This is a genomic window from Lysinibacillus sp. BPa_S21 (assembly GCF_023337795.1).
Classification (GTDB): domain Bacteria; phylum Bacillota; class Bacilli; order Bacillales_A; family Planococcaceae; genus Lysinibacillus.
Genome location: NZ_JALIRS010000006.1, coordinates 113,521 through 139,242 on the forward strand (window position 1 = coordinate 113,521; position 25,722 = coordinate 139,242).

28 protein-coding genes and 4 pseudogenes are annotated in these 25,722 nt (G+C 33.7%); 22 read left to right on the forward strand and 10 right to left on the reverse strand.

The genetic code is table 11. From position 1 onward, the window contains the following. Nucleotides 1-148: 148 nt before the first annotated feature. On the reverse strand, nucleotides 149-634 hold the full coding sequence (locus MOK21_RS13685; RefSeq protein WP_249074551.1) for a tetratricopeptide repeat protein: 486 nt from the start codon (nucleotides 632-634) through the stop codon (nucleotides 149-151). 301 nt (nucleotides 635-935) lie between these two features. Here MOK21_RS13685 and MOK21_RS13690 point away from each other — a divergent pair, with 301 nt between their 5' ends. Beyond that, nucleotides 936-1,781: an alpha/beta hydrolase gene (locus tag MOK21_RS13690; protein ID WP_249074552.1), complete on the forward strand. Its 846-nt coding sequence runs from the start codon at nucleotides 936-938 to the stop codon at nucleotides 1,779-1,781. Between the two features lie 192 nt (nucleotides 1,782-1,973). Here MOK21_RS13690 and MOK21_RS13695 read toward each other — a convergent pair whose 3' ends face one another. The 3 genes and pseudogenes from MOK21_RS13695 to MOK21_RS13705 all read right to left on the reverse strand — a co-directional run. Further along, a complete protein-coding gene (locus MOK21_RS13695; protein WP_374110168.1) occupies nucleotides 1,974-2,408 on the reverse strand; it encodes a ribosomal maturation YjgA family protein in 435 nt (144 codons plus the stop codon). A gap of 91 nt (nucleotides 2,409-2,499) precedes the next feature. Further along, nucleotides 2,500-3,072: a GNAT family N-acetyltransferase gene (locus tag MOK21_RS13700; RefSeq protein WP_249074553.1), complete on the reverse strand. Its 573-nt coding sequence runs from the start codon at nucleotides 3,070-3,072 to the stop codon at nucleotides 2,500-2,502. Between the two features lie 33 nt (nucleotides 3,073-3,105). Continuing rightward, a pseudogene (locus tag MOK21_RS13705) lies at nucleotides 3,106-3,420 on the reverse strand (GyrI-like domain-containing protein); the annotation flags it as partial. Nucleotides 3,421-3,675: 255 nt separating this feature from the next. On the opposite strand from MOK21_RS13705, the gene MOK21_RS13710 reads away from it, so the two are divergent. The 8 genes and pseudogenes from MOK21_RS13710 to MOK21_RS13745 all read left to right on the forward strand — a co-directional run bounded on the left by MOK21_RS13710 (nucleotide 3,676) and on the right by MOK21_RS13745 (nucleotide 8,603). Then, nucleotides 3,676-4,434 carry a class I SAM-dependent methyltransferase gene (locus tag MOK21_RS13710; RefSeq protein WP_249074554.1) on the forward strand — a complete coding sequence of 253 codons (759 nt, stop codon included), beginning with the start codon at nucleotides 3,676-3,678 and terminating at the stop codon, nucleotides 4,432-4,434. Nucleotides 4,435-4,569: 135 nt separating this feature from the next. Next, nucleotides 4,570-5,415 (forward strand): MBL fold metallo-hydrolase, encoded by an 846-nt coding sequence (locus MOK21_RS13715; protein WP_249074555.1) that lies wholly within the window; start codon nucleotides 4,570-4,572, stop codon nucleotides 5,413-5,415. A gap of 221 nt (nucleotides 5,416-5,636) precedes the next feature. Beyond that, on the forward strand, nucleotides 5,637-6,185 hold the full coding sequence (locus tag MOK21_RS13720) for a PadR family transcriptional regulator (RefSeq protein ID WP_249074556.1): 549 nt from the start codon (nucleotides 5,637-5,639) through the stop codon (nucleotides 6,183-6,185). A gap of 63 nt (nucleotides 6,186-6,248) precedes the next feature. After that, nucleotides 6,249-6,509 (forward strand): ATP-binding cassette domain-containing protein, encoded by a 261-nt coding sequence (locus MOK21_RS23785; protein WP_283164705.1) that lies wholly within the window; start codon nucleotides 6,249-6,251, stop codon nucleotides 6,507-6,509. Between the two features lie 8 nt (nucleotides 6,510-6,517). After that, entirely contained in the window at nucleotides 6,518-6,886 is a 369-nt protein-coding gene (locus MOK21_RS13730) for an AAA family ATPase (protein ID WP_308221931.1), read from the forward strand. Between the two features lie 68 nt (nucleotides 6,887-6,954). Beyond that, nucleotides 6,955-7,512, forward strand: a complete 558-nt coding sequence (locus MOK21_RS13735) for an ABC transporter permease (protein ID WP_249074557.1) — start codon at nucleotides 6,955-6,957, stop codon at nucleotides 7,510-7,512. Between the two features lie 302 nt (nucleotides 7,513-7,814). Continuing rightward, nucleotides 7,815-8,240, forward strand: coding sequence for a VOC family protein (locus MOK21_RS13740; RefSeq protein WP_249074558.1), 426 nt, complete (start codon nucleotides 7,815-7,817; stop codon nucleotides 8,238-8,240). Continuing rightward, nucleotides 8,233-8,603: pseudogene (locus tag MOK21_RS13745) on the forward strand (VOC family protein). The gene MOK21_RS13740 and the pseudogene MOK21_RS13745 overlap by 8 nt, the downstream one beginning before the upstream one ends. 181 nt (nucleotides 8,604-8,784) lie before the next feature. Here the strand turns inward: MOK21_RS13745 and MOK21_RS13750 are convergent. The 3 genes from MOK21_RS13750 to MOK21_RS13760 form a co-directional block, all read right to left on the reverse strand. After that, a complete protein-coding gene (locus MOK21_RS13750) occupies nucleotides 8,785-9,138 on the reverse strand; it encodes a cupin domain-containing protein (protein ID WP_249074559.1) in 354 nt (117 codons plus the stop codon). 20 nt (nucleotides 9,139-9,158) lie between these two features. After that, the gene (locus MOK21_RS13755) at nucleotides 9,159-10,073 is read right to left on the reverse strand and encodes a class I SAM-dependent methyltransferase (RefSeq protein ID WP_249074560.1); all 915 of its coding nucleotides are present in this window, start codon (nucleotides 10,071-10,073) and stop codon (nucleotides 9,159-9,161) included. Between the two features lie 146 nt (nucleotides 10,074-10,219). Next, nucleotides 10,220-10,906: a DUF421 domain-containing protein gene (locus MOK21_RS13760; RefSeq protein ID WP_249074561.1), complete on the reverse strand. Its 687-nt coding sequence runs from the start codon at nucleotides 10,904-10,906 to the stop codon at nucleotides 10,220-10,222. A gap of 221 nt (nucleotides 10,907-11,127) precedes the next feature. Between MOK21_RS13760 and MOK21_RS13765 the strand changes: the two genes are divergently transcribed. From MOK21_RS13765 to MOK21_RS13800, 8 genes and pseudogenes are all read left to right on the forward strand, one after another. Next, a complete protein-coding gene (locus MOK21_RS13765; RefSeq protein ID WP_249074562.1) occupies nucleotides 11,128-11,934 on the forward strand; it encodes an aminoglycoside adenylyltransferase domain-containing protein in 807 nt (268 codons plus the stop codon). Between the two features lie 297 nt (nucleotides 11,935-12,231). Beyond that, nucleotides 12,232-12,789: a cysteine hydrolase family protein gene (locus MOK21_RS13770; protein ID WP_249074563.1), complete on the forward strand. Its 558-nt coding sequence runs from the start codon at nucleotides 12,232-12,234 to the stop codon at nucleotides 12,787-12,789. A 308-nt stretch (nucleotides 12,790-13,097) separates the two neighbouring features. Continuing rightward, the gene (locus MOK21_RS13775; RefSeq protein WP_249074564.1) at nucleotides 13,098-13,679 is read left to right on the forward strand and encodes a DUF1697 domain-containing protein; all 582 of its coding nucleotides are present in this window, start codon (nucleotides 13,098-13,100) and stop codon (nucleotides 13,677-13,679) included. A 277-nt stretch (nucleotides 13,680-13,956) separates the two neighbouring features. Then, on the forward strand, nucleotides 13,957-14,160 hold the full coding sequence (locus tag MOK21_RS13780; protein ID WP_249074565.1) for a helix-turn-helix transcriptional regulator: 204 nt from the start codon (nucleotides 13,957-13,959) through the stop codon (nucleotides 14,158-14,160). Nucleotides 14,161-14,165: 5 nt separating this feature from the next. Further along, entirely contained in the window at nucleotides 14,166-14,852 is a 687-nt protein-coding gene (locus tag MOK21_RS13785; protein ID WP_249074725.1) for a DUF3169 family protein, read from the forward strand. A gap of 409 nt (nucleotides 14,853-15,261) precedes the next feature. Beyond that, complete coding sequence (locus MOK21_RS13790; protein ID WP_249074566.1) at nucleotides 15,262-15,543, forward strand: hypothetical protein; 282 nt, start codon at nucleotides 15,262-15,264, stop codon at nucleotides 15,541-15,543. A gap of 25 nt (nucleotides 15,544-15,568) precedes the next feature. Next, entirely contained in the window at nucleotides 15,569-16,261 is a 693-nt protein-coding gene (locus MOK21_RS13795; RefSeq protein ID WP_249074567.1) for an ABC transporter permease, read from the forward strand. Between the two features lie 261 nt (nucleotides 16,262-16,522). Continuing rightward, a pseudogene (locus tag MOK21_RS13800) lies at nucleotides 16,523-17,266 on the forward strand (amidohydrolase family protein). Nucleotides 17,267-17,341: 75 nt separating this feature from the next. On the opposite strand, the gene MOK21_RS13805 reads toward MOK21_RS13800, so the two are convergent. Continuing rightward, a complete protein-coding gene (locus MOK21_RS13805) occupies nucleotides 17,342-18,253 on the reverse strand; it encodes a DMT family transporter (protein ID WP_249074568.1) in 912 nt (303 codons plus the stop codon). 129 nt (nucleotides 18,254-18,382) lie between these two features. Here MOK21_RS13805 and MOK21_RS13810 point away from each other — a divergent pair, with 129 nt between their 5' ends. Then, nucleotides 18,383-19,801 (forward strand): aminotransferase-like domain-containing protein, encoded by a 1,419-nt coding sequence (locus tag MOK21_RS13810; protein WP_249074569.1) that lies wholly within the window; start codon nucleotides 18,383-18,385, stop codon nucleotides 19,799-19,801. Here MOK21_RS13810 and MOK21_RS23905 read toward each other — a convergent pair. Beyond that, entirely contained in the window at nucleotides 19,798-20,070 is a 273-nt protein-coding gene (locus MOK21_RS23905) for a hypothetical protein (RefSeq protein WP_308221935.1), read from the reverse strand. The genes MOK21_RS13810 and MOK21_RS23905 overlap by 4 nt on opposite strands. A gap of 37 nt (nucleotides 20,071-20,107) precedes the next feature. Here MOK21_RS23905 and MOK21_RS23910 point away from each other — a divergent pair, with 37 nt between their 5' ends. From MOK21_RS23910 to MOK21_RS13830, 4 genes are all read left to right on the forward strand, one after another. Next, complete coding sequence (locus MOK21_RS23910) at nucleotides 20,108-20,410, forward strand: DUF3267 domain-containing protein (RefSeq protein ID WP_308221932.1); 303 nt, start codon at nucleotides 20,108-20,110, stop codon at nucleotides 20,408-20,410. A gap of 125 nt (nucleotides 20,411-20,535) precedes the next feature. Beyond that, entirely contained in the window at nucleotides 20,536-21,252 is a 717-nt protein-coding gene (locus MOK21_RS13820; RefSeq protein WP_249074571.1) for a class I SAM-dependent methyltransferase, read from the forward strand. Nucleotides 21,253-22,041: 789 nt separating this feature from the next. After that, entirely contained in the window at nucleotides 22,042-24,594 is a 2,553-nt protein-coding gene (locus MOK21_RS13825) for a DEAD/DEAH box helicase (RefSeq protein ID WP_249074572.1), read from the forward strand. A gap of 360 nt (nucleotides 24,595-24,954) precedes the next feature. Continuing rightward, entirely contained in the window at nucleotides 24,955-25,086 is a 132-nt protein-coding gene (locus MOK21_RS13830) for a DUF6157 family protein (protein WP_249074726.1), read from the forward strand. Between the two features lie 210 nt (nucleotides 25,087-25,296). On the opposite strand, the pseudogene MOK21_RS13835 reads toward MOK21_RS13830, so the two are convergent. Next, nucleotides 25,297-25,686, reverse strand: a pseudogene (locus MOK21_RS13835) (putative iron-sulfur cluster-binding metallochaperone); the annotation flags it as partial. Nucleotides 25,687-25,722: the final 36 nt, after the last annotated feature.

The window sequence follows — 25,722 nt, forward strand, 5'->3', positions numbered from 1 at the left end:
AGAATATTCTCGCATCCAATTTATTATCATAACAAAATAGTTCCCGTTAAGAAAATTAAGGGAGAGGGAATACATGTTCTTATTTTATCATACATTCTTTCAAAATGAAAAATTTATCAGTTCATAAATAGGAGCCTGATTAATTGTGTTATTCCCAAGTTTGATCAAGCTTATCACAGTAAAACTTAATGGCTTTGCTATAATTTATAATTCCTTCATGTTTACTAGTGAGGATTAATGTAGTTAATAAAGTTTCCATAGCCGTTGAATGTTCACCAAGATTATAAAGTGTCATCGCATAGAAAATTTTTACATGTTCGGCTTCTGGAAACTCACTTATAGCTCGTTCAAGAATATATTTCGATTGTTCATATTGCCCTAATGTTCGATAGGTGCTTCCTAATCCTACATAAGCATCTACTAAAAATTCGGGTTTAAGCCCTAATTGAATTGCTTTTTCATAGTGGGGAACAGCCTCACTTTCTTTTCCTAATGAATCATATGTCCAAGCACATTGAAATTGATAGTACCCATTTTCAGGCTCTTCGTTAACTAGAGCAACCATTAATTGATTTGCTTTTTCCAATCGACCATTCTCTCTTAATGAAATGATTTGCTGTAATCGCTTATCCATTTTTTATATCCTCTATCTTTCTATTTTTTATAATATTTAATAATTTTAAACTTTTGAATTAATATTGTATACTTGGTTCAAGTTTAGAGGGAAAATATAGAATTATTATCTATTATGCCAAATCGACAACTACGAAGTGGCTCAACAATCGTTTTTCGATGAAAAAAATAATAATGAGGTGAATGAGAATGCTGGAGCGTTCAATGGAGAAAACACGGGGATGTAAAAAAGAAAGGGAGTGATAAAAAGAGGAGCATTTTATGATAGCTCTTCTATATAAAAAGAAAAGAGGACGAATATCATGAATAATTATCAAAGCATCATTACTGAAGGATTTGATTTAAAATATTGTGTGAAGGGGCAAGGTAAGCCGATATTGGTAGTGGGAAGCAGTGTATATTATCCACGCTTGTTCTCGGAAAATTTATATAAACATTTTCAATTTATCTTCTTAGATCATCGAGGTTTTGTGAAGCCTCCTCGTGCCCTCAAGAAAGAAGATTATACTTTGGATAAAATTGTGAAGGATATCGAAACAGCAAGACAATTATTAAAGCTTGAGGATTTCATCATTTTAGGACATTCTGGACATGCATTTATGGCTTTGGCCTATGCCGAAAAATATCCTCAGTACGTTCAAAAGGTCATTTTATTAAATTCAGCACCGACAAACAGTCAAGAGAGACAGCAGCAAAGTTTTTCATTTTTTAATGAGACTGCTAGTGCTGAGCGAACAAAGCAATTTGAACATGATATTGCCTTCTTAGAAGATGATATTCACAATGATCCAACAAGACGATTTGTGCATATGTGTATTCGCATGGGAGCGCATAGCTTTTATGATTATACGTTCGATGCTGCTTATATGTGGGATGGCGTATATACAAATATGGACGTTATTGATCACCTTTGGGGTGTAGCTTTTGCGGAACGAAATCTAATTCAATCTATGGCCCACCTAGATAAACCTATTTTTGTAGGGTTAGGTAGGTATGATTTTTTAGTCGCTCCGGTTTCGCTGTGGGATGAAATTGATTCTTCTTCGGGGAATGTGAAGAAGGTCATTTTTGAAAAAAGTGGTCATAACCCAATGTTTGAAGAACAAGATACTTTTGATAATGAATTAATCGAATGGATTAATGAATAGTAATGAATAAATGATCAGCTTCTCAAATGAATAACTTCAAATAAAGTTTGATCAAAATCCTATGTTTAATAAAATGTACCCTATAAGATAGTCACTTGAAAAAGGCTCGCTTATAGGGTGATTTTTTTAAAATGGAAATACAGCAAGACAGAGCGGAATTTATGTCAAAGTAACTGATTGATAATTATTGATTTAATTTCGCAAATAGAATTTAATTACCGCCTTATCTAATACAAAGGCGATTGTGATACCTACTGTATACCGAACCAAATCCTCTACAAGAAAACCTTTGCCAAGTATCAAAGCCCCGAACGTTGTCCCACGAATCTGATTAATCCAGTCTTCCTGATACAACTGACTAAATTCAATGCCGAAGCTAAACAAGAAACTGAGCAAAATAGCTGCTAGAGTGTTCTTACGCACTAGCAACAATCGAAATCCGAAATAGACCATCATAGCCCATAACATGTCCCCTGCATTCTGCGCTACAAATGACGGAAGTAGAAGACTCCATTTTCTAGAGGCTAGACCTAAAAAGATGGTGATCACAATAGCTATCAAATAAGCTATTCGCATGTTACGGAATTGCGAGTTATTAGGTTTCTGCTCATTAATCAATAGAATCACTCTTTCAGTTGTTGATATTAATCATTATCTCATAATTGATGTCCGAAAGATTGATGTAAGCACGCACCTTTGACTAAAGATCACCAATTATTTAGTTGTCCTTGTAGTCTTCTTTAAGCAATCCGTATATTTCTAAATCTACAACTCCTTTACCAGACCATAATGTAGCTTGTCTTAAAAGTCCTTCTTTTATAAAACCATTTTTCAGGAGAACCTTTTTAGATGCTTCATTCAATGGCATAACCTCAGCTTGTATACGATTTATATTAACTTCCTCAATTAAAAATTTGGTAAGTATTTTAACTGCATCCGTTGCAATGCCCTTACCCCAATAATCCTCTGCAAAAAAGTAACCAATCGTTACCATACTCACTTTTTGATTAAAATCCATTGCTTCTATAATACCGACTAATTTATCGCCATGAGACTTTTGAAAAATGCCCCATTTAATTCTGCTTTTCTTCTGATAATCTCTGTCAAAATGCCCTATCATTTTACCCACCGTTTGGATATTATGTTTCGGGATTATCCCACAATATTCAAATACTTTTTCATTATCATAGATTGCAAATACTTCTGGTAAATGTGCATCTTCAATTTTTTTTAGCACAATATTTTCGGAGCTTAATAATGGGAACTCTGCAAACACTTTTTCGATATTCATAGCATACTCTCCTTATTTTTTATAAAGTTTTCCTCACTGGATCGGAATATAAATTTTCATTTTCAATGTATTTGGAAAAATAGAATTTACTACGTCTGTTATCTCAAAGGCAGGGCCGTTATTCCTCTCGTAATTTGAATTTGGTAACCAAAACCCGTAAATATAACGTCGGGTATTTTGAACGGATTCTGCAGAGCCATCAATTTTAAATTCCGCATATTTTCCTTCGGGAATCTGAGTATTGACGAAGTTGTCATGTATAGAAATATCATATTTCTCTACTTCTTCGCCAACAATAAAGGAAAATCGCCCATCATCTTGAAATTGAGTAGAGACTCCGTAAGCCATACAAATGTTTTCTGTGCGAAAGCGCAGCGACAGCAACAAAGCACCTAGTCGGAACTGAAATCAACCACACACTGTGGTGATTATTGAAATATAAATATATTGAACTGCATTCCTTTATTATGTATGATTTTACTATATTATACAGAAAGTGAGTGATATAAGATGAAAGTCAGCTCTATTTTTCCAACATACAAATATAAGGTGTGGAAGAAATAAGAATAATAGATTCTTCTGCACGAAATCGGAGGAATTGGAATGTTTAGTAGTTACGGACCTTTGTGTACAGAACTTTATGATTTGACAAAACCAGTGGGACATTCTATTGGTGGGGATATTGAATATTATCTTGAACGCTTAAAAGGAACTAAGGGAAGGGTACTTGAAGCAGGAGTGGGCTCTGGACGCTTCTTAATCCCTTTACTTGAAAATGGATATGATGTTGAGGGGATCGACTATTCACCAGAAATGTTAGATTCATGCCGAAAACACTGCAAAGAAAGAGGTTTCAAGCCAAATCTATATGAAGGTAACTTAAGAAATTTTTCATTAGATTCAAAATACGAAGCGATAGTTATGCCGACAGGTTCGTTATGTTTAATAGAGAATTCAAAAGGTGCGATGGATGCATTAACATGTATGTATAATCATTTGATACCTGGAGGTCGCTTTATTGTAGACTTGCTTTTACCAACAGACTGGCGAACAGGGGAAATTACTTCATCCTACTATGAAATTTCGCAAGAGGAAGGAATTACATTAGAACGTAAATGCGTTGAAATGAATTGGATCGATCAATATACGCTAACCATTTTAAAATATGAAAAGTGGCGAAAGGGTAAATTAATCGATACAGAGTTACAAAGATTTCCGTTAAGATGGTATGGAGTAGAAGAATTCAAGCTTATATTAACAAACATAGGTTTTTCTGATATAACTTGCTCGGCTGATTATGTTTATAACAAGAAGCCTTCAAAAGAGCATTCGTTAATTACATTTGAAGCTGTGCGTAAATAAATATACCTGCTAGATTTTAGCTAAGAAAGTTGCTGAAATCTAGCAGTTTTTTATTCCATTTTTTTCTTGCTTTATTTTTACTGTAAAAAGGAAAAATATGATTATCTACAATTCATGAAGGAAGAAGGGCTTTCCATGCATAATGATATGAACTATGGTAACGACTTTAAGTATATTCCAGCAACATCGATTTGGAGTGGAGATGGTGTAGAAGTATTACCTGATTTATACCAACATACCATTCAAATTGTAAATATTGTACTCTACGGTGAACCTCATAAAAAAGAGTTCGTATTAGTCGATGCTGGAATGCCAAAAAGTGCAAAAGAAATTATTACAGCAACAGAGGAGCGGTTTGGAACGAATAGTCGTCCTAAAGCAATAATTTTAACGCATGGACACTTTGATCATGTTGGGGCGATAATCGATCTAATTGAACATTGGGGAATACCGGTTTATGCACATTCTTTAGAATTACCTTATTTAACTGATATAAAAAATTATCCTAAAGCTGATCCTGGTGTAAATGGTGGTTTATTAGCGAAAGTGTCACCCATTTACCCAAATGAAGCTATTAACTTAGGCGATAATGTTGAGGCGCTTCCGTCCGATGGCAGTATTCCATTTATGCCAGGTTTTCGTTGGATTCATACGCCGGGTCATACGCCAGGGCATATATCTTTATTTCGTGAAGAGGATCGAGCGTTAATTGTAGGAGATGCCTTTGTTACAGTTAAGCAAGAATCACTCTACAAAGTGTTGCTACAAAAAAAGGAAATTAGTGGGCCGCCACGATATTTCACGACGGATTGGCAGGCTGCTTGGGATTCTGTAAAAAAATTAGAGGCACTTAAACCTTCAGTTGCTATTACAGGACATGGATTACCTATGGCGGGGGAAGAGCTTACTAGAAATTTGCATAAGTTAGCGACTGAATTTGAGCAGATTGCTTTACCTAATCACAGTAAATTTTTGCATTAACATAAAATGTGAAAAGCTGTAGCGAATAGGTATTCGCTACAGCTTAAATTGGTTCATGCCCATTTGATGGTGCAATAACATATACTTTATCATAAAAAACTTTATTAAACTGTTTTTAGTTTTTTTACAACATTTCAATAATAAATAAAAGCCTATTGACAAAAAAATGCAGAACAGTTATATTCAAATTATTCAACGTTGAATATAAAAAGGTGATTATTATGACAAGACTATTAGTACTTGCTATGTTGGGGCTAAAACCAATGACTGGCTATGATATTAAAGTAATGCTTGAATTAAGTGATGCTGAACGATGGGGTGGAGTGCTTATCGGCTCTATCTATAATGCATTAAAAAAGCTTGAAAAAGATGGCTATATAGAGGTGGCTAGTATTGAATCCACAGGACATAGACAAAAAGCAATTTACCAAATTACTGAAAAGGGTAAGGCACATGAGCAGGAACTGATTATTGAGGCACTTGAAAATTCTTCTGTCATTTACCCTACAACTTTGTATTCTGGTGTTTCCTTTGCATTTAAACTGCCAAAAGCTAAAGCTGTTGAAGCATTAGAAAAGCAGCAAAAAATTTTGGAACAAGAAGAAAAGGCTATTCAAGCTGGCTATGAGGCCAAATTGATTGCTTTGCAAGGAGAACTGCCAGCATTAACACAACTAGCATTTGATAATATGCAAGAAATAGTGAAAGTACAATCAAAATTTTTACATCAAGCTATTGAAATTATGAAAAAAGATAACTCTCTCGAATGAGGGAGTTAAAAAATAGCTATATACTCAAAGTTGAATATACAATATTAAGTAAGGGGAGAAAATATGAAAAGACTAATTTGTGCTAGTCAATTAACGAAAAGTTATAAGGCTAGATGTGTCGTTGATCATATAGACCTTGATATTAAAGAGAGGGAGATAGTTGCTTTAGTGGGCACAAATGGTGCTGGCAAAACAACAACTATCGGGATGCTTCTTGGCATTATTCCTAAGGACAGTGGAACAATTAAATACTGGACATCTGATTACAAAAAGGAAATAGGAACGCAGCTTCAAACAACCCCTTTTTTGAAGGCTATTCTGTAGAGGATAATGTGAAATTATTTGCTGCATTTTATGGAATTTCGCTGACAAAAAATGAAATTGAAGAAAAACTCGTCGCTTTTGATTTATTGCAGGTCAAAAAAACGCCAGCTATCAAATTGTCATTAGGGCAGCAAAAGCGCCTAGCAATTATCGTGACAACTTTGCACGCGCCTAAACTAGTAATTTTGGATGAACCTTCTGCAGGATTGGATCCTAGAGGACAAAGGGAAATTCAACAAATCATAAAACGTTTAAAAGATAGCGGGGCTGCCGTGTTATTTTCTTCCCACGATATGTTGGAAGTAATGAATGTTGCTGACAGAGTTTTGATGATGCATCATGGGAAAATAATTGCCAATGGCTCCCCTGATAGTTAAATGGAGTACTACCAAACTCAAAATTTAGAAGAATTATTTTTTGAATTAACGAAGTGAGGAGTGAGAAAATGAAGGCTGTTTTCGTATTAAATTTGAAATCCAGTATAAAAGATATGTATTTACTATTTTGGTCTATTTTAATGCCATTTGCTGCGATTATTGTGCTAAGGTTGTTTTTACCGAGCTTTGCAGGGAGTTATGTAGAAGGAATCATTGCCGTTAGTGTATTTTTTTATTCGTTTATGACTACTGCTTTTATTGCGTTATCGCAAAGAAAAAGAGGTGTTTATAATTTACTTCACGCAACACCTATGCCTTTATGGAAATATATCGTCAGTATTTCGAGTTCGTGGGCAATAGTTGCTATTATCTTATCTTATATCGTGCTTTTATTTTCTACCGTGATCAATCACCTAAACTTTTCTTTTACTATCTTCTTATATATGACACCGATTATTCTAATAGCCTCATTAAGTTTTGTATTTTTAAGCTTTTTTATATCAAGTCTTGTGAAAAATGAAGGTCATTTAAGTATGACTGCCAATGTATTGATGATACCAATGCTGCTTTGTAGTAATGCATTTTTTTACTATGGAAAAGGCGCCGTATCTTATCCAGTTTATTAGTCGAGTAAATCCATTTGAATGGTTTACTAATGGAATTAAAGCTGCATTTCTAAATAATTTTAGTGCATGGGGAGAATCGTTACTTCTTTTAATGGGATGCTTAGCATTGACACTTATTATTTCCTTAAAAACATTCAAGTATAGTGATCAATAATTGTAAAAACAAGACATTAAATGACCAGTACTCAATTTGAGTCTGGTCATTACTTTGTAGACCACACGATGAAAATGTAGCAAGAATTAAAGGTATTTAAAAGCTGAAAATAGAATAATTCACTGAAGACATTGGAGAGGGTGAGTGGATGAGTGAAACGTTAATTAGAATAGGAACTACTTATATTCCAGTCAGCAATGTAGAACTGTCCTGTGAATGGTATGTAGGTAAATTAGGAGCAAAATGCACTTACCAAGATAGTGATAAAGCTATTGTTAATTTTGCCAATCAAAGTTTTTTTCTTGTTAGATCCATGAACAATCAAAGCTCAAATTTTATAGATCACTATGGGAAAGAACATTTTTCAATAACTTTTGAGGTTGATGGTTTAAGTGCATTGGAAACTATTCATAAAGCTTTTAAAGATAAAGGAATTAGAGTCGGTGAGATTGAAAATAGGGGACATGCTGGTAGAAATTTTGTTTTTTATGACTTGGACGGAAATAAATTTGATGTGTGGAGTGAATTGAGTCCTGATTTTAAAGAAAAGTACAAGGAGAAGAATTATGAGTAAACCAATACTGAAAGGAGTAGAGGCAATATTTATTCCAATTAAGAACCCCGAACAATCTGCTAAATGGTATGAGGAGAAACTAGGATTTTCACTTCTATACTTGCAAGAAGGCGCAGCGGTAATGAAAATTGATGCCGGATCTCAAACCGTTGTATGTTTAGTAAAAGCAAAAGACCATATACCACAAAATTTCCCAGATAATTATTTTGGCGTCGGCAAGTTCTTTAAACACATGACATTGAAGAAACCTATCGTTCATTAATCGAAAAGAATGAAAAAGTTAATGAAATAGATGGAGAAGGAGAGACGAAGTTTTTTACCTTTTATGATCCAGATGGAAATCCGCTGGGAGTTTGTCAATAAACTATATAGAAACAATATTTCCTGAATAGAAATATATAGAGGGCCACTTATTTTCATAAGTGACCCTTAGTAACAAAGCTTCGGAGGTGTAAGACTAAAACATCTTACATTACTAAAATATGTTACGATGTTATTCTTGCATAGTTAATTGCCTGAGAAATATTTTGAAAATATCGATAACTCATTTTAGAGGCATAAAAGCTGCCGGATTTAATTGTTCAGATTCTATCACGATGCCAGTTAATCCTTTATCTGTTTTTGTTTCATGCCATTCATCCTTCTCCCAAAAGACCGCATCTCCCGGCTGAACTTGAAAATATTGCTCCTGTTCATTTCTTACAAATCCTTCGCCTTCTAAAATTAAGAGAAGCTGGGGAACTACAGCTTTATGATAGCCAATAATACCGTTTTCTTCTAAATGCATACACCCGATATTAGCTGGTACTTCCGTGTTAATAATACGAGACATAATGAAATTTGATTTAAACTGTGTTATTTTTTTCCCATTCTCTTTAGAAAATTTATAAAGTTTCATTTGATTCCTCCAAACTTAACTCAATTTTTCACAGCATGAACGTAATGAATGGTTTCAAAGGCTGTAAGATAATCTTTTCGATTGTTAAAATAAAGCTCATTAATTTTATCTGGCGAAAGATGTTCATAAATAAGTAGATCTGATTTTTTTAACATTTTTTCCATTTCTTTATACGTAAAACATGATTTCATCGGTTCGCCACTTGCTGCAGCCATTTTTACCATGTTATCTACTCGGTTTGAAATTCCTTTTTCTTTAAATAGTTTCTCATCTGCATAATCCAACACAATCGAACTTCCTGTTGGTACATTGGCAAACAAATGATCAATTAAGCTTGACGTTTCTTCTTTCGTTAAATAATAGGAAACACCTAGTAGACTAAAGAAAGTTTTTTTGTTATCAAAGCCGCTATTCATTAGATTTTGATATGAAAACTTCTTTGTGAAATCCATCGAAACGAAATGTACATTACTTGGAAGCTTTATATTAACTTCATCCAATCTTTTCTTTTTAAAGTCCTGTGTTGCAGGGTGATCGATTTCAAAGATTTTTAACATGTTTTCAAGCTCCGGGTGTCTTAAGCTAAATGTATCTAACCCTGCTCCGAGAATGACATATTGCTGTAAACCTAGCAAAATTTCATTCTGTAAAACTTTTTCACAAAATGCTGCTCTAGCCAATGGTGTAGGGGAGAGCTGTGTTTGCACAATCCATTTTAAGAGCTCTTCCGTATTTCCATTTAATTTTTCTGCGATTTCTTTGTTGAAAAATTGGATGCCTTGTACCATATTTGTTTGAATGTCATGGAATTCTTTTTCTGTGATTAACTCTTTTGCTAGGTAATCATCAAAAATTATAGGGGTATCGAATTGGCTATGGTAGGCTCTACTGAAAGCTGAGATTAAGGAAGTTAAACTAGATTCACCTTTGTTCATGCAAATACACTCCTTCAAAAAAATAGGATTCCCCTGGCCAGGAGAATCCTATTGTACAGATAAATTCCGTAAAAGTAAATTATTGCATAAATAACTTTTTTTGTCAAGTTTTAAGAAGCGAGAAGTCACTAGATTTAGAAATCTCCTTAATCAATTTTTTGGATAAATAGCTTGCCGTTTGGTTGAATTTCCGCATAAAAAACTTCTTCAATTGTTTTTACGTTTGCCTTTTTTAATTCATGATCTAACCATTCCCTACTTTTACCGACTTCCTGTAAATTTCGTGGCAATAGCTTCCCATCTGTAATGATTTCAATGGGAATAAAAGCGGGAGAAGATGAAACGATTTTTAAATCCATCTTTTGTGGACTTTGAAATTCAGGTTTTTTTAGAATACTCAACATGCCATTTGGTTCTAATATAGCGTAGTCAATTTCTGTAATTGAAAAAACTTGATACTGTCTAATCATCATCGTAAGGTCATCAATATTAATTTTCGTGTTTGCTAGAGCTTCTCTATCTATTTTCCCTTTTTTAATAACAATTGTCGGTTGTCCATCAAGTAATGTTCTTGCTTTTCCAGATTTTAGAGCAATATAACTAATTAAAGTAGTAAGCGCACACCAAATAACTAAGCTTACTAAAAATTTTGTGAATACAATTGTTTTTAAAATTACCATATTGGCTGCAATAGAACCAATTGTAATACCAGTTACGTAGTTAAAGAAGGTTAAGTGACTTAGTTGTTTTTTACCTAAAAACCTCGTAAATGTCAGAAGAACAAAAAAAGTAATAACCGTTTGAACAATTACTTGTATATAACCTGTGTACAAATTCCCCCACTCCTTATCTATTCCCTAGAATACCCAATGAATTTTCAAAAGATACTTCAATACACAACAGAGCTGGATTCAATATAGAAAGAAGGACTCTCATTTGTTAGAAATTTATGTCGTGCAAATAAGTTCATGATAACCTCTTTATGATCAATAGTGGGAAAAACAGTGGGTGTTTTGGTAAAATAAGTATTAAATTAATTTAAAGGAGAGTTTTTATGGATTCTAGAGTTCCTCTACATGTTCAAAATATTTTAAATGATTATATAAACTTATTTCAAAATAAAGTACCGAATACGCTTGAAGGTTTCTATTTACACGGTTCTATTGCTCTTAACGCTTACATAAATGGTTCGAGTGATATCGATTTTATTGCTGTTGTAAACAGATCCTTAACTGAAGAAGATATGAAGGTGATATCTGATCTTCACAAAGAATTAAATCAGAAATATAAGGATACAGGGATGGATGGCAGTTATTTACTAGATGAGGATGTTGGCAAGAAACAGAGTGAGGTAACAGGATGTTTAAAGGTAAATGAAGGTAAAACAAACTGGGGTAATGATGATATGAACCCAATTACTTGGTGGATTTTAAAAAATAAAGGGATTACCGTTTTAGGACCGGATGTAGCTACATATAACTTCAGTGTAGATGAAAGAGTGCTTGCAGATTATGTTTTAGAAAACATGAACAGTTATTGGTCGAGTAGATTGAAAAAAATTAAAAAATATAAAGCATTTTTGATACCAAATAAATTAGTGGATTTAGAAGTAGAATGGTCAATAACAGGAATTTTACGGCAATTTTACACATTGCAAGAATATATGATTGTTTCAAAAGTAGATGCTTGTAAATATGCAATTCATCATTTACCGGAAGAATTCCACAATATTATTAACGAAGCCATCAGTATTCGAGAAGGTTCCAATATACGCTATTGTAATTCGAAAAAACAACGTATTGATGACACAATTCAATGTATGGATTATATACTTAAACATTGTAATAGAGTCAAAAATTAATGAAATGTCGTTCGTCATCAAAAGTTGGAGATGACATTTATTATTTCGGATGTCATGTTTATAAATCGGAATGGAAATCAACTTCACGTTTTGCTGATGAACTTGAAATATTAACGGTTTAACCGATATTACCTTTTTTAGGAAAATATGATAATATTAATGAGTCTTAAATGACAATTACATTTAGGGGGTAGATAGTATGAACAAAAATTATGCTAGCGCCGTGATAAATAAAAAGGGGAAATCGTCTAACTATTAATTATATAGCGTTTCCTCAAATTGAAAGGGGAAAATGATTTGAATCAAGTACTACTGATTATTGATGCTCAGCAAGAATTAATGGATGGTAATGAGAAAGAAAAAGCAGTTTTTAATAAGGAACACCTAATTAAAAATATCAACTTAGTCATTGAAAAAGCAAGAAAATCCAATGTTCCAGTCGTCTTTGTAAGGGATCTTGATGTTGCTGAAGGTAAAGGGACAGGGTTTGCTATTCATAATGGCATTAGCGTACCTAAGGAAGCGAGGATTTTCGATAAAAAAGCAACGAATTGTTTCCATGGGACTGATCTGCTAATTCATTTACAATCTCAAGATATTAAACATGTAGTTGTAATGGGCTGCTCGACGCAGCACTGTATCGATACTGCGGTAAGAACGGCGACTATTAGTGGGTTGGATGTCACGTTAGTTGGTGATGGGCATTCAACTGCGGACAGTGATGTTTTAAGTGCAGAGCAAATTATCAAGCATCATAATCATACACTTCATGGTCATTACAATGTCGAACACTTTTCTGTTGTTAGAAATTCAGAAGAAGACTTGTTTGAACCTACACATGATTCGTATAGATAAGAAAAAATATTTAAGGGCACTCATATTTGTGAGTGTCTTTTCTTTTGGTAATGATAACCAAAATAAATTTACAAATTGCATCCAATACGTTTAATATATATTAAACGCACTAACAGACAAAGCGAATTTTAGTTCAGTGGGAAAAGAGAAAGGGTAGTAATACAAAGTAGGAGGAGACTTTATGCCAACAGTTAATGCGAACGGAATTACTATCCATTACGAAAATAGAGGTAGAAGATCAGCCTTTGAAGCAATAAAAGGATGTAACTATTATTAGTAAATAAATTGTAAAAAGAAGGTGGAGTTGTATGACTATATATTTTGCATTTCTTAGAGGGATTAATGTAGGCGGGCATAATAAAATTATCATGGCGGAATTAAGAAGTTCTCTTGAGCAACTAGGATTACATAATGTGAAGACATATATCCAAAGTGGAAACATCCTTTTTGAATCAGAGGAAACTGAGGAGCTTTTGCAAACGAAAATTCACGATAAAATTAACGAGGATTTTGGGATATCTAGTGTTGTTGTCATTAGGACTGCAGAGGAAATACAGCAGATTGTTAGTCAATCCCCTTTTTCAGATCAGGAGATTTCAGAAGCAGAGCAAACATGTAAAGGGGAATGTTTACATGTTGCTTTGTTGCCGACAGCCCCTTCCAAGGCTAATAGTGACAAGTTTTTATCTTTTACAAATGAAAGAGAACTCAGTGTCATAAACGGAAGAGATGTGTATCTTTTATTTTATGACAGCATTCGAAATGCCAAACTAGGAAATAATCTAAAAAAACTTGAGATTCCGGCAACTGTCCGCAATTGGAAAACGCTCATGAAGCTTTTAAGAATGGTGGAAGAAGTCGAGCAGATGAAGAGTAATTTAAAAAACTAATTATTAGCATTCTTATATTTACAAAAATGCAGAAAAACAAAAAAGACTAGGTATTCAATTATTTTTTGAATTGACTCGAAAAGTTGTTTTTAATAATTCGGGTACAGTTCACGACTTAATAATGAGTATCTAGTCTTTCTCTTTTAACAAATCTATTAAACTAATGGGGAATTCTTCGTGTAACTCTTTCGAATAAAATGACTATTATATTTTTATTTTTGACTATTATCGTTGTCAAAAATAAAAGAATCATTTACAATGTGTCTGAGGTGGTCAAATGAAAAATCGACTCAAAGAATTGCGAGCAAGGGATGGATTAAATCAAACTGAATTGGCAAAAAGAGCAAAAGTTTCACGCCAAACAGTTAGTTTGATTGAAAGAAATGAATATATGCCATCTTTATTAATTGCGGTGAAGATTGCTCATGTATTTCAAGAGCCAATAGAAAATATTTTTATATTTAGTGAGGAGGAATTATAGTGAAAATGTTATTGGTTTACCTTACAGTTGCTATTTATGGAGTTTATAAATGGATTATAAATTTTAACAATCTACCAGACGCTGCGAATGTATTAATGGCTGTAAATTTCATCAGCCTTGTTACACTTATCATTGCCGAATTGCATAAGCGAAAAATAGAAATCGGATTGGATAGGGAACTTGAATTTGATCAAGAGGACTTCCATTTGTTTCAGTTGGAAAGGAAAGCGTATGCAATGACTATCTATACAGAAATTGCAGTTTGTTTATCATTTATTACGATGTTAGTCGGATTTTTATTATTTAGGGATGACTATCCAGAGGTCCCTTTTGCTAGTGTCGTGCTGTTGGCTGTTGCATTCATCAAGTCCGTTCCTAGTGAAAAAATACTCAACCTAACAAACCCTGGATTTACGTTTCCTAATCCCAAATCAAAAAATTTTAATAAAGAACTATTAGATCAGTTTGACGACGGACAAAAACATCTCATGTTCCAAGGGCTTTATAAATTATATCAATTTACAATTTGGGCTTTAGTACTTTTATCATTTGGATTAATGTTTTATTCTGCATTTACAGGTAACTCACAGTTAGTTAGTATCGTGTGTATCGGTATATTATTGATGATTATTCAGGTTGGTTTTATAATTAGTACGAAACCAAACAACCTGAAAGAAACTGGGGATGTTTAAGAAGTCGCCTTTAATGACTTTGGTTACATAGCATAAATCGAGAATTTTACCGTTATGGTTAACAAATGAACACGTATAAAGAAGGCTATGTATTCACAAATTTTTGTGAGACTAGCTTTTTTGTGTTGATGAATTGTAACAATAAAAATCAGTAAGCATATTTGAACTGCATCCCAATTTGGGGTGTAGTTTATTTTTTTTGTAGATATTCCTACTAGTACAATTAATAAATTTGTAAGGAATGAGTAAGAAAAAAGAGATGATCGATTCGTACAATGAAAGTACATGAAAGGGGTCGTTTTAGGTGTAAACATGCATGTATGTGGAGAAGCGTGAAATACTATTCCTTTATTGGATAGAATACTTAAAGCTTTAGTATCTCTTAAATAAAAGAAAGGAGAGAGAATCCATGCTTAAACTGATGGGACTAGGGTGGGGAAAATATCAATTATTTATTTACTTTATAAAAATAATCATTTGTATTGTAGTGACCTCCTTTCCGGTCGACCTTGTGCCGTGGGGATTTAAAGTTGGAATTGGACTAATGCCATTAGTGGATATTCTTATTAAAACAATATTGACAATTATTTTAGCTATTATTTTATTACGTTTATTAATTGATAAATACAGAAATGGTTACAACATACCGATGTTTAACATTTTAAGTATTATTTATATTATGATGCAATAATAAACCGAGGAGGAGAAATGGTGCTATGCTACATCTACTAAAGCTGGAAATGAAGAAATTTAATTTAGGTTGGTATGTAAAAGGTGCAATTATCGCAAACATTGTTTTAACAACAATAATGTGTTTAGTTATTTATATTGCACAAAGCGAAGGGGATCTACTCATTTCAACGTATGAAGATGTAAATATACTGATTGGTGCAAGTGTAAGAGCAACGTTTATTGTATTTGCCTCTGTATTAATTGCGAAACTAGTTATTGAAGAATATAAAAACAGAACAATTTTGATTATGTTCACTTATCCTGTTAGTCGTAAGAAACTGATTGCTAGTAAACTGGTCCTTATAGCTGTCTTAACGTTAATTGCTATGATGTTGACTAATATCGTTGTAGTTGGTCTATTTTCTATCATTAATAGTTATTTTCCTATCGTTCCATTTACGATAACGACAAATCAGTTCATAGGTGAAGTCATTAATATAGTTCCTTTTGCTATTGCCTCAACAGGAATAAGCTTAATTCCATTATATTTTGGGATGCGTAATCATTCTGTTCCGGCCACGATTGGTTCATCTCTACTCGTGGTGGCAATTGCGTGTTCTTATAACCCGGAAATTTCGTTAGTGTCCTTCATTCCACTTCAATTAGGGCTTGCAGTAGTTGGAGTAATCATTGCATATCTAGGTATTCGTAATATTGAAAATGAGGATGCGGTGTAACTTGAAACAGAATCGAAAGACTGAGTGAAACAGAAGAGTTTAGGAATAAATATTTGTGCTTACAATAAAAAAGTAAAGAGAGAAGGTAACAAAAAATAGGGATGGCTATAGGCATTATAACAGGTGCAAGACACAATTTTTGCGAGACTTTAACGACTCGAATGTTCAAAGTGATAAGTGAAAATTATCGATTTACATAGAAAATCATAAATTTCTTTTATGTACTTTATTTGATAACGTAAAAGAAAGGAGGCGGTAAAGATGAAAATTTTTGATGCGCACTTTCATATTATTGATTTCGATTATCCTATTACTGAAAATCAAGGGTATGTACCACCTAGTTATGTTGTAGATGACTACCAAAAAGAAACAGCGACTTATCATATTGTAGGTGGTGCAATTGTATCAGGTTCTTTTCAAGGATTTGACTAAGCTTATTTAGTGAATTCATTAGTGAATATGGGATCTGCATTTTGTGGCGTTACGCAGCTACCATTTGCGGTGACAGATGATGAGATAAAGGATTTACATAACAAAGGTGTACGAGCACTACGATTCAATGTGAAACGTGGCGGTTCCGAAGATTTAACGAAACTCGATTATTTTGCGAGACGTGTTTATGATTTAGCTGGTTGGCATAGTGAATTATATATAGACGCAAAAGATTTACCTGAAATTGCACCATCGATTGAAAAATTACCGGCGATTTCAATTGATCATTTAGGGTTATCAGAGGAAGGCTTACCTCATTTGTTGCGCCTCGTAGAAAAAGGTGTAAGAGTAAAGGCGACAGGATTTGGTCGTGTAGAGCTCGATGTACAACATGCTTTGAAATCTATTCATGCTGTTAATCCAGAGGCGTTAATGTTCGGCACAGATTTGCCGTCTACACGAGCAAAAAGACCGTTTGCTTATGCAGATATTGAACTGATTCAAGAATTATTTGATCCGATGTCAGCGGATAAAATTCTTTATCAAAATGCTATGGATTTTTATTTCAAATAAGCTTAGCTATAAAAAAGTCAACTCATTTTATTGTAGAGTTGACTTTTTATAGAAAGATAAAGTAAACGCATACAGTTAGTTTAAACTCTCAGCATTGATATTTTCTTTAATAATATCTTCCTTCTTGATATTGGCGATAAATACCCCTATTAAAGTGATCAAGCCCCCAGTTATGGCAGAAAAATGTGGAACCTCACCAAGCCAGATCCATGCGATAAGAAATGCAAAAACAGAAGTTAAATAAAGCGTACTGGTTGCTTTAGCTGCTCCTGTGCGTGCTGTAACATAAGCCAGCATAAAATAGGGAATGATGGTTGGAAAAATGCCAAGATACAAAGTGACGAATGTTGCATTTAATGACGCATCCATAATGGCTTCACCTAGGCCAGGTGAGAAAAGTAACATAAAAATAGTACCTGACCAAATGGCATACATTGTAAAGCGAAGAGCCCCGTATTTTTCTAGATAACGACGTTGAAAAACAAAGTATATACTTTCCGATAGGGATGCTACTAAAACTATAATTATCCCATTATTAAAAGCAAAGTCTTCAGTTGAACCTCCTATAGAAATAAATGCTACACCACAAAAACCAACAAGTGAACCAAGCCATCCCCATAATCCAAGCTTCTCACGATAAAAAAATATAGCTAACAAAGCGGTGAATATAGGGGTTGTTGAAACAAGTAAGCTTGCAACGCCAGCACTAATCGTTTGTTCCCCATAATTTAGTGCTACTTGATACACAGTGAATCCTAAAAAGCCAAGTAATAAAATAGCTGGTATATCCTTTAACGCGGGTAAAGCCGTTTTTGTGATAACCGCTATGATCAATAATACGATTGAGCCAATCAATAATCGTAAAAGTGATATATGTTCAGGTGAATAGGCCGTTAATGCCACACGTATTGCTGGAAAAGCTGATGCCCATAAAAGGATCATAATGAATTGTGCAACCATAATTTTAACATTAAATTTTTTTAACATGAATACACCTCGTTTAATTTTCTCATCCAACCAATTAAATTTATGTTTTTAATGTTAGTAGGTTTTTGGTAAAATTTCTCCAACAAGTTATAATGAAAAAAACCAACCAGTTTAGTAAAGGGAGTACATATGAAAAAGCCAAAATACCAATTGATTATTGATTTTATAAAAGAGAAAATCGCAACGGGAGAGTGGGCGATTGGCAGTCCCATACCAAGTCAACGTAATCTGGCAAACCAGTTCGAGGTTAACCGTAGTACAGTCATCACAGCATTAGAGGAATTAATGGCAGAGGGTCTAATTGAAGGTAAAGCGGGGAAGGAAACAATCGTCACCAATAATACTTGGACTTTGATGGGGGCAAAATCCTCGACTAACTGGAATGAAAATGTCACTTTAGGCATTCATAAACCTAGCGTTTCGATGGTGCAGGAGATTAACGAAGCGGAATCGAATACGAATCTTATACAATTAAGTAAAGGGGAGCTATCACCCGAGATGTTTCCTTTAGAAGAGATGAAATCCGTTGTTCAAAAGGTTTCGAATCAATTGACCACTTTTGGCTATGAAGAGCCAAAAGGGAATATTAAATTACGGCAGGCCATTAGTGACTATTTAAAGGTAAGAGGAGTCGATGCGTCTCCGTCGTCCATTCTCATAGTGTCTGGTGCGCTCCAAGCTTTACATCTAATTTCGATTGGACTTCTAAAAAGAGGTTCAACGGTGTTGTTAGAAATGCCGTCTTATCTTTACTCGTTGACTGTTTTTGAGTCTGCGGGGATGGAGTTGCAAGGATTAGCGATGGATAATGAGGGAATACTCATCGATTCAATTTATCCGACAAAGGAAAAAGGAAAAAATATTTTATATACGATTCCAACCTTCCATAATCCAACCGGCTCCTTAATGCAAGAAGAGAGAAGAAAGAAATTAATTACCTATTGTGAAAGAGAACAATTGCCCGTTATAGAGGATGATGTGTATCGTGATTTATGGATTGACACGCCACCACCTAAACCACTGAAAGCGATGGATCATTACGGAAATGTTTTGTATGTTGGGAGTTTATCTAAAACGCTTAGTCCAGGACTACGAATTGGGTGGGTAGTCGGCCCGGAGTCTGTCATTAATCGATTAGCAGATTTAAAAATGCAATCTGACTATGGATCAAGTACTCTTTCCCAGCTCGTTGCTGCAGAGTGGCTATCTAGTAATTCTTATGATGATCATCTCGAAAAAGTAAGAGAACAACTTAGTATGCGTAGAAAAGTTGCTTTAGATGTAATGGATAAATATTTAAGTCCTTATGCTACGTGGGACATCCCAAAAGGTGGATTGTTCATATGGGTGAAAATAAAGCCTGAGTTTAAAGTAAAAAGGCTATTTGAAAAAGCATTATCCAACAATATTCTTCTAAATCCAGGTAGTATTTATGCGGAAAAAACAGGCCAGTTTATACGAATCTCTTATGGGTATGCTTCACTCGATGAAATGAAGGAAGGGATTTTCAAATTAAGTGAAATTATTAAAAACAATGGGAGAGGTTAAATGAAAATACTAAACAAGTTGCCAAAAAGTAACCCCAATTTACATGTAGAGCTAATTAACAATGGCTGGATTCCGATGAAAGAACCGAAGAATTTAATAAGTGCTATTTTGTTATCGATTCCTTTAATGATTGTCGCTTCAATGATCTCTATTGGGATAATAAATATTTTTTCTAGTATTTCTTTGAGAGATTTTGGATTTACATCTGGTGGAATATCAATAACCATTAACGTAAGCGTTATTTTGGGGATTGTCTTACTATTAATCATTCACGAAATACTTCATTTGATCTTCATTCCTAATTTTATGAAATCAGAAAAAACTGCAGTAGGGCTTACTCTGTTCGGGGGTTTTGTAATGACGGAAGAAGAGATTTCAAAATCAAGATATTTGTTCATTACGGTTGCACCTTTTATTATACTTTCAATAATTTTCCCACTAGTTTTCAGTGCATTTGGACTCTTAACAACGACATTAAAGTTCTTGATTATACTAAACTCAATGGGATCGTCAGTGGATTTACTAAATCTTCTTCTAATCATGAAACAAGTACCGAAAAATGCAACTTTAACATGTAATGGACCAAACACTTATTGGAAAAAAGCTTAAAAAGGTAACGAGATTCATTTGCGTTGATGTAAAAATATGGTATAGAATTATGTGTAATATTTAAATTTTCCCAACATTAAACTAGTTTATTGTTGGGAAAATTACTATAGGAAGTAGGTAAATAGATGATTCCATTAGTATATGATCAAATTAATAGCCGGGGAAAAGACAATGAATTCTTCTTGGCACTTTTAAAGAAAGTAAATGGGAAAGAAATAGCAGATTTAGGTTGTGGAACAGGAAGGTTGACAACCCATTTTGCGCAAGCTGGTTACTATATTACAGCTATTGATCCGAATGCAGAAGCGATTGAAAGGGCGAAAAGTAAAGAGTATGCAGACGAGGTGACTTGGATTGTTGGTGATAGCTCGAATTTACAATCAAATACGTTTGATGTTGTAATAATGACAGCAAATGTTGCACAAGTATTTCTTACAGATGAAAGTTGGCAGCATGTCATTTCAAATGTATATCGAGCATTAAAACCTGGAGGACATTTTATTTTTGATACGCGTAACCCATTAGCAAAAGAATGGGAACACTGGCAAAAAGATGATAAACCAGATGTTGCAAAGGATGAGGTGAGTGGTGATCCACTTGAAATTTGGTCGGAATATGAAGGGTTTGTAGGAGATATTTTTACGTTTTATGAAATTGTCAAAAATGCACGAACAGATGAAGTGTTAATTCATGAAAAAATGCAATTAAGGTTTAGAACACAAGAAGAAATCTATGAATCATTATACCAAGTAGGCTTTTCACAAATCCAAGCTTATGGCGATTGGGAGTTTGAACAAGCAACTAAGGAAACGAAATCATTTATTTTTCATTGTGTGAAATAATTGTTATTGTACGAAAGTTGGTATGGAGCGGTTTAAGTATGTTTTAACTAGACGGTGGCCCCACTTTCTTTCAGAAAATACAGATACTACTTCCGTTTCCGTTTATTCAGATTATTTTATCCATCTTGAGTGATACGATACCTGTAGGATTAGATGTTGAAAACGAAAAGTTAATTGTGTTGAAGCTTTCACAAACAAGTAAGTTGTTTAAAAAAGAGAACTAATTTGTATTTTAACTAAAGGGGACTCACCAATTCTGGCGAGTCCCTTATTGTTTCTCCGACTTTTATACTGTAATATCAAAATTGGAAGGGATGGTACAATATGGAGAATAAAATTAATACAGTCTTAAATGCTTGGTATTTGCTTGAAGCGGTTCAACCTAAAACATTACCAAATTTAAAAGGGACATTAAGAGAGTCCCTATTTACCCATAGAAAAAAGGTTCCTAAAATCGCTACTGTAGCAACTTTAGATCGACCATGGGAAACACATATATTAAGCAACAGTAAGGAAAATGGCATACAATTTCAATATTATATGCAATGTTATGAGCAGTGGCAGTTAGTAGAGAAAATGAGGTTTATTTTTCAGAGTGACGAGGAACTGATCGAGAAGGATGTTTCTATAAATTATAGTTTTACTTTCGCAGTTAATAGTGAAGGGAAGTACATAGAGGAATCGTTATTTATACCGTTTGTCCATTATTTGCTTAAAGAATTCTCGAAGGGCAATGGAAATTCGGATTATGGTGAATTGTTGAGTCATTATGAAAGAATTTGTAGGCAGATGGAGCAAGAGACGATTGCTATATTTACGAATGGCGTAGATGAAAAGAGTATTCGTGCATTGCAGCACCAATATACTCAATATTTCGAGGGATTTTCCAAACTTTCTCAGCAATACTTACAAATTACTGTATTCAAAATGGGTAGCCGAAATGAGCAAATGAATCGCAATAGCTTCTTTTTAGCAGATATTGAGAAAGCTTGGAAGCAGGGAAGTAATGCAACGCTTCGTGACTTTATAGTAGGTAATGAGAAACGTACTGATATTGATAATAATCGAGAACTAATAGAGCAAATTTTACAACCTAAAAATTTACCCTTAGGGAGATGGCCATCTCCTGTTGTGCATAGACTCTCGTTAATGCAACAAGTAGCAGTAAATCAAATTATTAATGGTGATGGAAGACTTCATTCTGTAAATGGTCCCCCGGGTACAGGAAAAACAACATTATTGAAAGATGTATTTGCAAATATAGTTGTCCAACGTGCGGTTGAAATGGCTGCTTTTCCAGATCCAAAAACAGCTTTTAGAAAGATAGGAATGTTTGAATTAAATGGCTTTAAAAACATAGTTTATGAAATGAATGAAAATTTAAAAAAATATTCTATCGTTGTTGCATCCAGTAATAATGGAGCTGTTGAAAATATCTCTAAAGATTTACCTAAAAGAAAGGAAATTGCTAAACCTGAAAAAAATGATGAGGGAGTTATTAAGCCAGGAATAAAAAATGAGTATGATCAGAAAATAGCTGAGTATCTTGAAGAGTTAGACTATTATCCTTCGATAGCTAAAAAACTAATCGATCATTCGGATGAAACTTGGGGGCTATTTTCAGGTATATTTGGTAAATCAAAAAATATTGATAATTTTATTTGGGGTTTGCTAAAAGACGATGGAGATGATTTGTCATTTGTTAAACAATTACAGAAAGATAATAGAATGCTTTCTGCCGAAGACTGGCAAAAAGTTGTGAAAGAATTTAACTCCCTGCTTCATTCAATTGAACAGAAAAAAGATGATTTACAAAAATATATTGAATTAGATAAAGAATTGCAAAAATTAGAAGAAGAATTTCAAATAATGGAGCAAAATCAATCAAAAATAACAATCGATCTATCACAACTGCGAGTACAGCAAGAAGAAATAGAGAGAGAATTAAATACTTTGAAAAAGCCTAATTTCTTATTACGAATTTTAGGTGCAAAAAATCAAGATGAAAAAATATTAAGGAAACGGCAAACACAAATTAAACAAGATTTAATTGAATTGGAGCGAGAAGCTTTAAAAATAAGTAAATATCAAGGTAGTTTGAAAGATCAAAAAGAAAATATAATCCAATCAAGTACGAAATTTAAAGCTGAATATTCTCAAGAAAATTTAGAATTATCGACAGATAAATATTGGGAAGATAGTAATAATGATTACAGGCAACAAAATGTGATTTGGCAAACTGATATACTAAACTATGAGCGTGGCTTACTTTTTCTGATGGCTATGAAAATTCATAAATTATTTTTAATAAAAAATCATAAGATTGTTAGTAGTTCATTAAGGCTTTTTGCTAATCGAAAAGCACTAAACTTGAATAGTAGTGAACATAGAAAGTATCTGAAAAACCTTTGGCATGTAATTCATCTAGTTACGCCATTAATTAGCACTACTTTTGCTAGCTTTGCAAATATGTATAAAGGAATCGAACAAAATTTTATTTCTCATCTATTTATCGATGAAGCAGGACAAGCTAGTCCTCAATTAGCAGTAGGGGCACTGTGGCGATCCAAAAAAGCTGTAATTGTAGGTGACCCGATTCAAATCGAACCAGTGGTGACGATTGATAAAACATTATTAATGGATATTTGCAAGCATTTCAATCTTGAGGAGCATTATATGAGTGCCACAACATCTGTTCAAAGCGTTGCTGATTTAGCGAATCCATATGGTACTTATAAAGATAAAGAAAAAAATCAATGGATTGGTATTCCATTATGGGTTCACCGACGCTGCTTAAATCCGATGTTTTCTATAGCTAATGGTATCGCCTATGATAATAAAATGGTATTAGCCGAAACAGACAAAGTTGGTATTGGTGAATGGATTGATTGCGTAGGAAAAGCAGAGGAAGCTCAGTATGTTAAGGAACAAGCAGAATATATGGCACAGGTAGTATTTGATAAATACAAAGATAAAAATAAATTGCCCAATTTATTTGTTATTACTCCTTTTACAGCGGTGAGGGATGGGCTAAAACAAGCGATTCGTCAAAAACTAAAACCCCTACAAGATCCGAAATTGAATGAATGGTTAGAAAAATCTATAGGAACAGTTCACACTTTCCAAGGGAAAGAGGCAGACATTGTTTACTTTGTCACAGGAACTGATGAACAAACCGAAGGAGCTGCGAATTGGACATGTTCGAAACCAAATTTATTGAACGTAGCTGTAACAAGGGCGAAAAAAGAATTTTATGTTGTAGGAGATTTGAAGCGATTTAGTAGGAAAAATTACTACGATAAAATTATTCACTATATGGATATGCACACAAAAAGTATTTAGGGATTCGCAGGGTGATTAGGGATTTTAGCTAACTATAAGCTTGGTAAAAGTTCTTTTCCATGATGAATTACAAACAATACTAATTGGTTTAGATGCACTTAATAGCATTAATCCAGAAAATAATATTAATCAGCTTATTACGAAAATTGTGGAAAAAGATGAGCAAACGATTCTTGAAAATGCCGATATGTCATCGATTTATCATCATGGTTTTCTGATAATAGTTTGTTCTATATGCTTTTTGTTTAGAGAGAAACCAATTTAATGATGCTATAACGAAGGAAACTGTTCGTTCAATTGGAGGGCTTAATACGTTCCGGACTATTCTATCGAGGATTACTTAAAGGTAAAGAAATATGGGTGGGGAATACACTACATGACGAAGGAAAACTTGCAATATATGATGTTAATAGTGAAGGGTACGAGCAATTTCTCAATTCGGATAATATCACTTTATTAAAAGGTATGCGTTCTAAGCGGAGAGAAAAATAGTGGAACAATCCCTTCTTGGTTGTACTGACGGCTACTTTAATTAAATTTTAATTCACGAAATATAAAAAGACAGTGTTTAATCTACACGTGGTGTTTTGGTAGATTAATCTGTCTTTTTGTTTTAACAGCAACAATCTTTGAGAAAACAGCCTTTATAAAGTTTATTCCCGATTTTTAATGATAAGATCTAATTCCACTGAAGAAAGAGATTTAAGGGAGACTCTTTATATATTTCGTGACATTCCCTAAGCAACAACTACCTTGAGGGTTGTTTACCTCACAGCCACAACGGTTTTCTTTAATATTTGCACGAATTTCTTCTAACGGATTAGGAGTAAGTTCATTTTCAATAGAGTATTTAATTTTTTCTTTCGTCCAATCAAAACAATAACAAATCTGTGTACTTAATGCGTCATCCTTTTGATGCACAGCTACCTTTAAATCAGATAGAAGGTACTTCTTATTACTCGTATCAAAATAAACGATATGACAATCTTTAGTAGCACAAAAATAGTGATTTTCCATAGCATTTATTGATCCTAATACAGATGGTTTAATCATTGATTTAATGGTTATTAGCTGTACATTTTTTGCTTTATTGTTCTTTTTTTGAAAAGGCTGTTTTCATACGAAAAA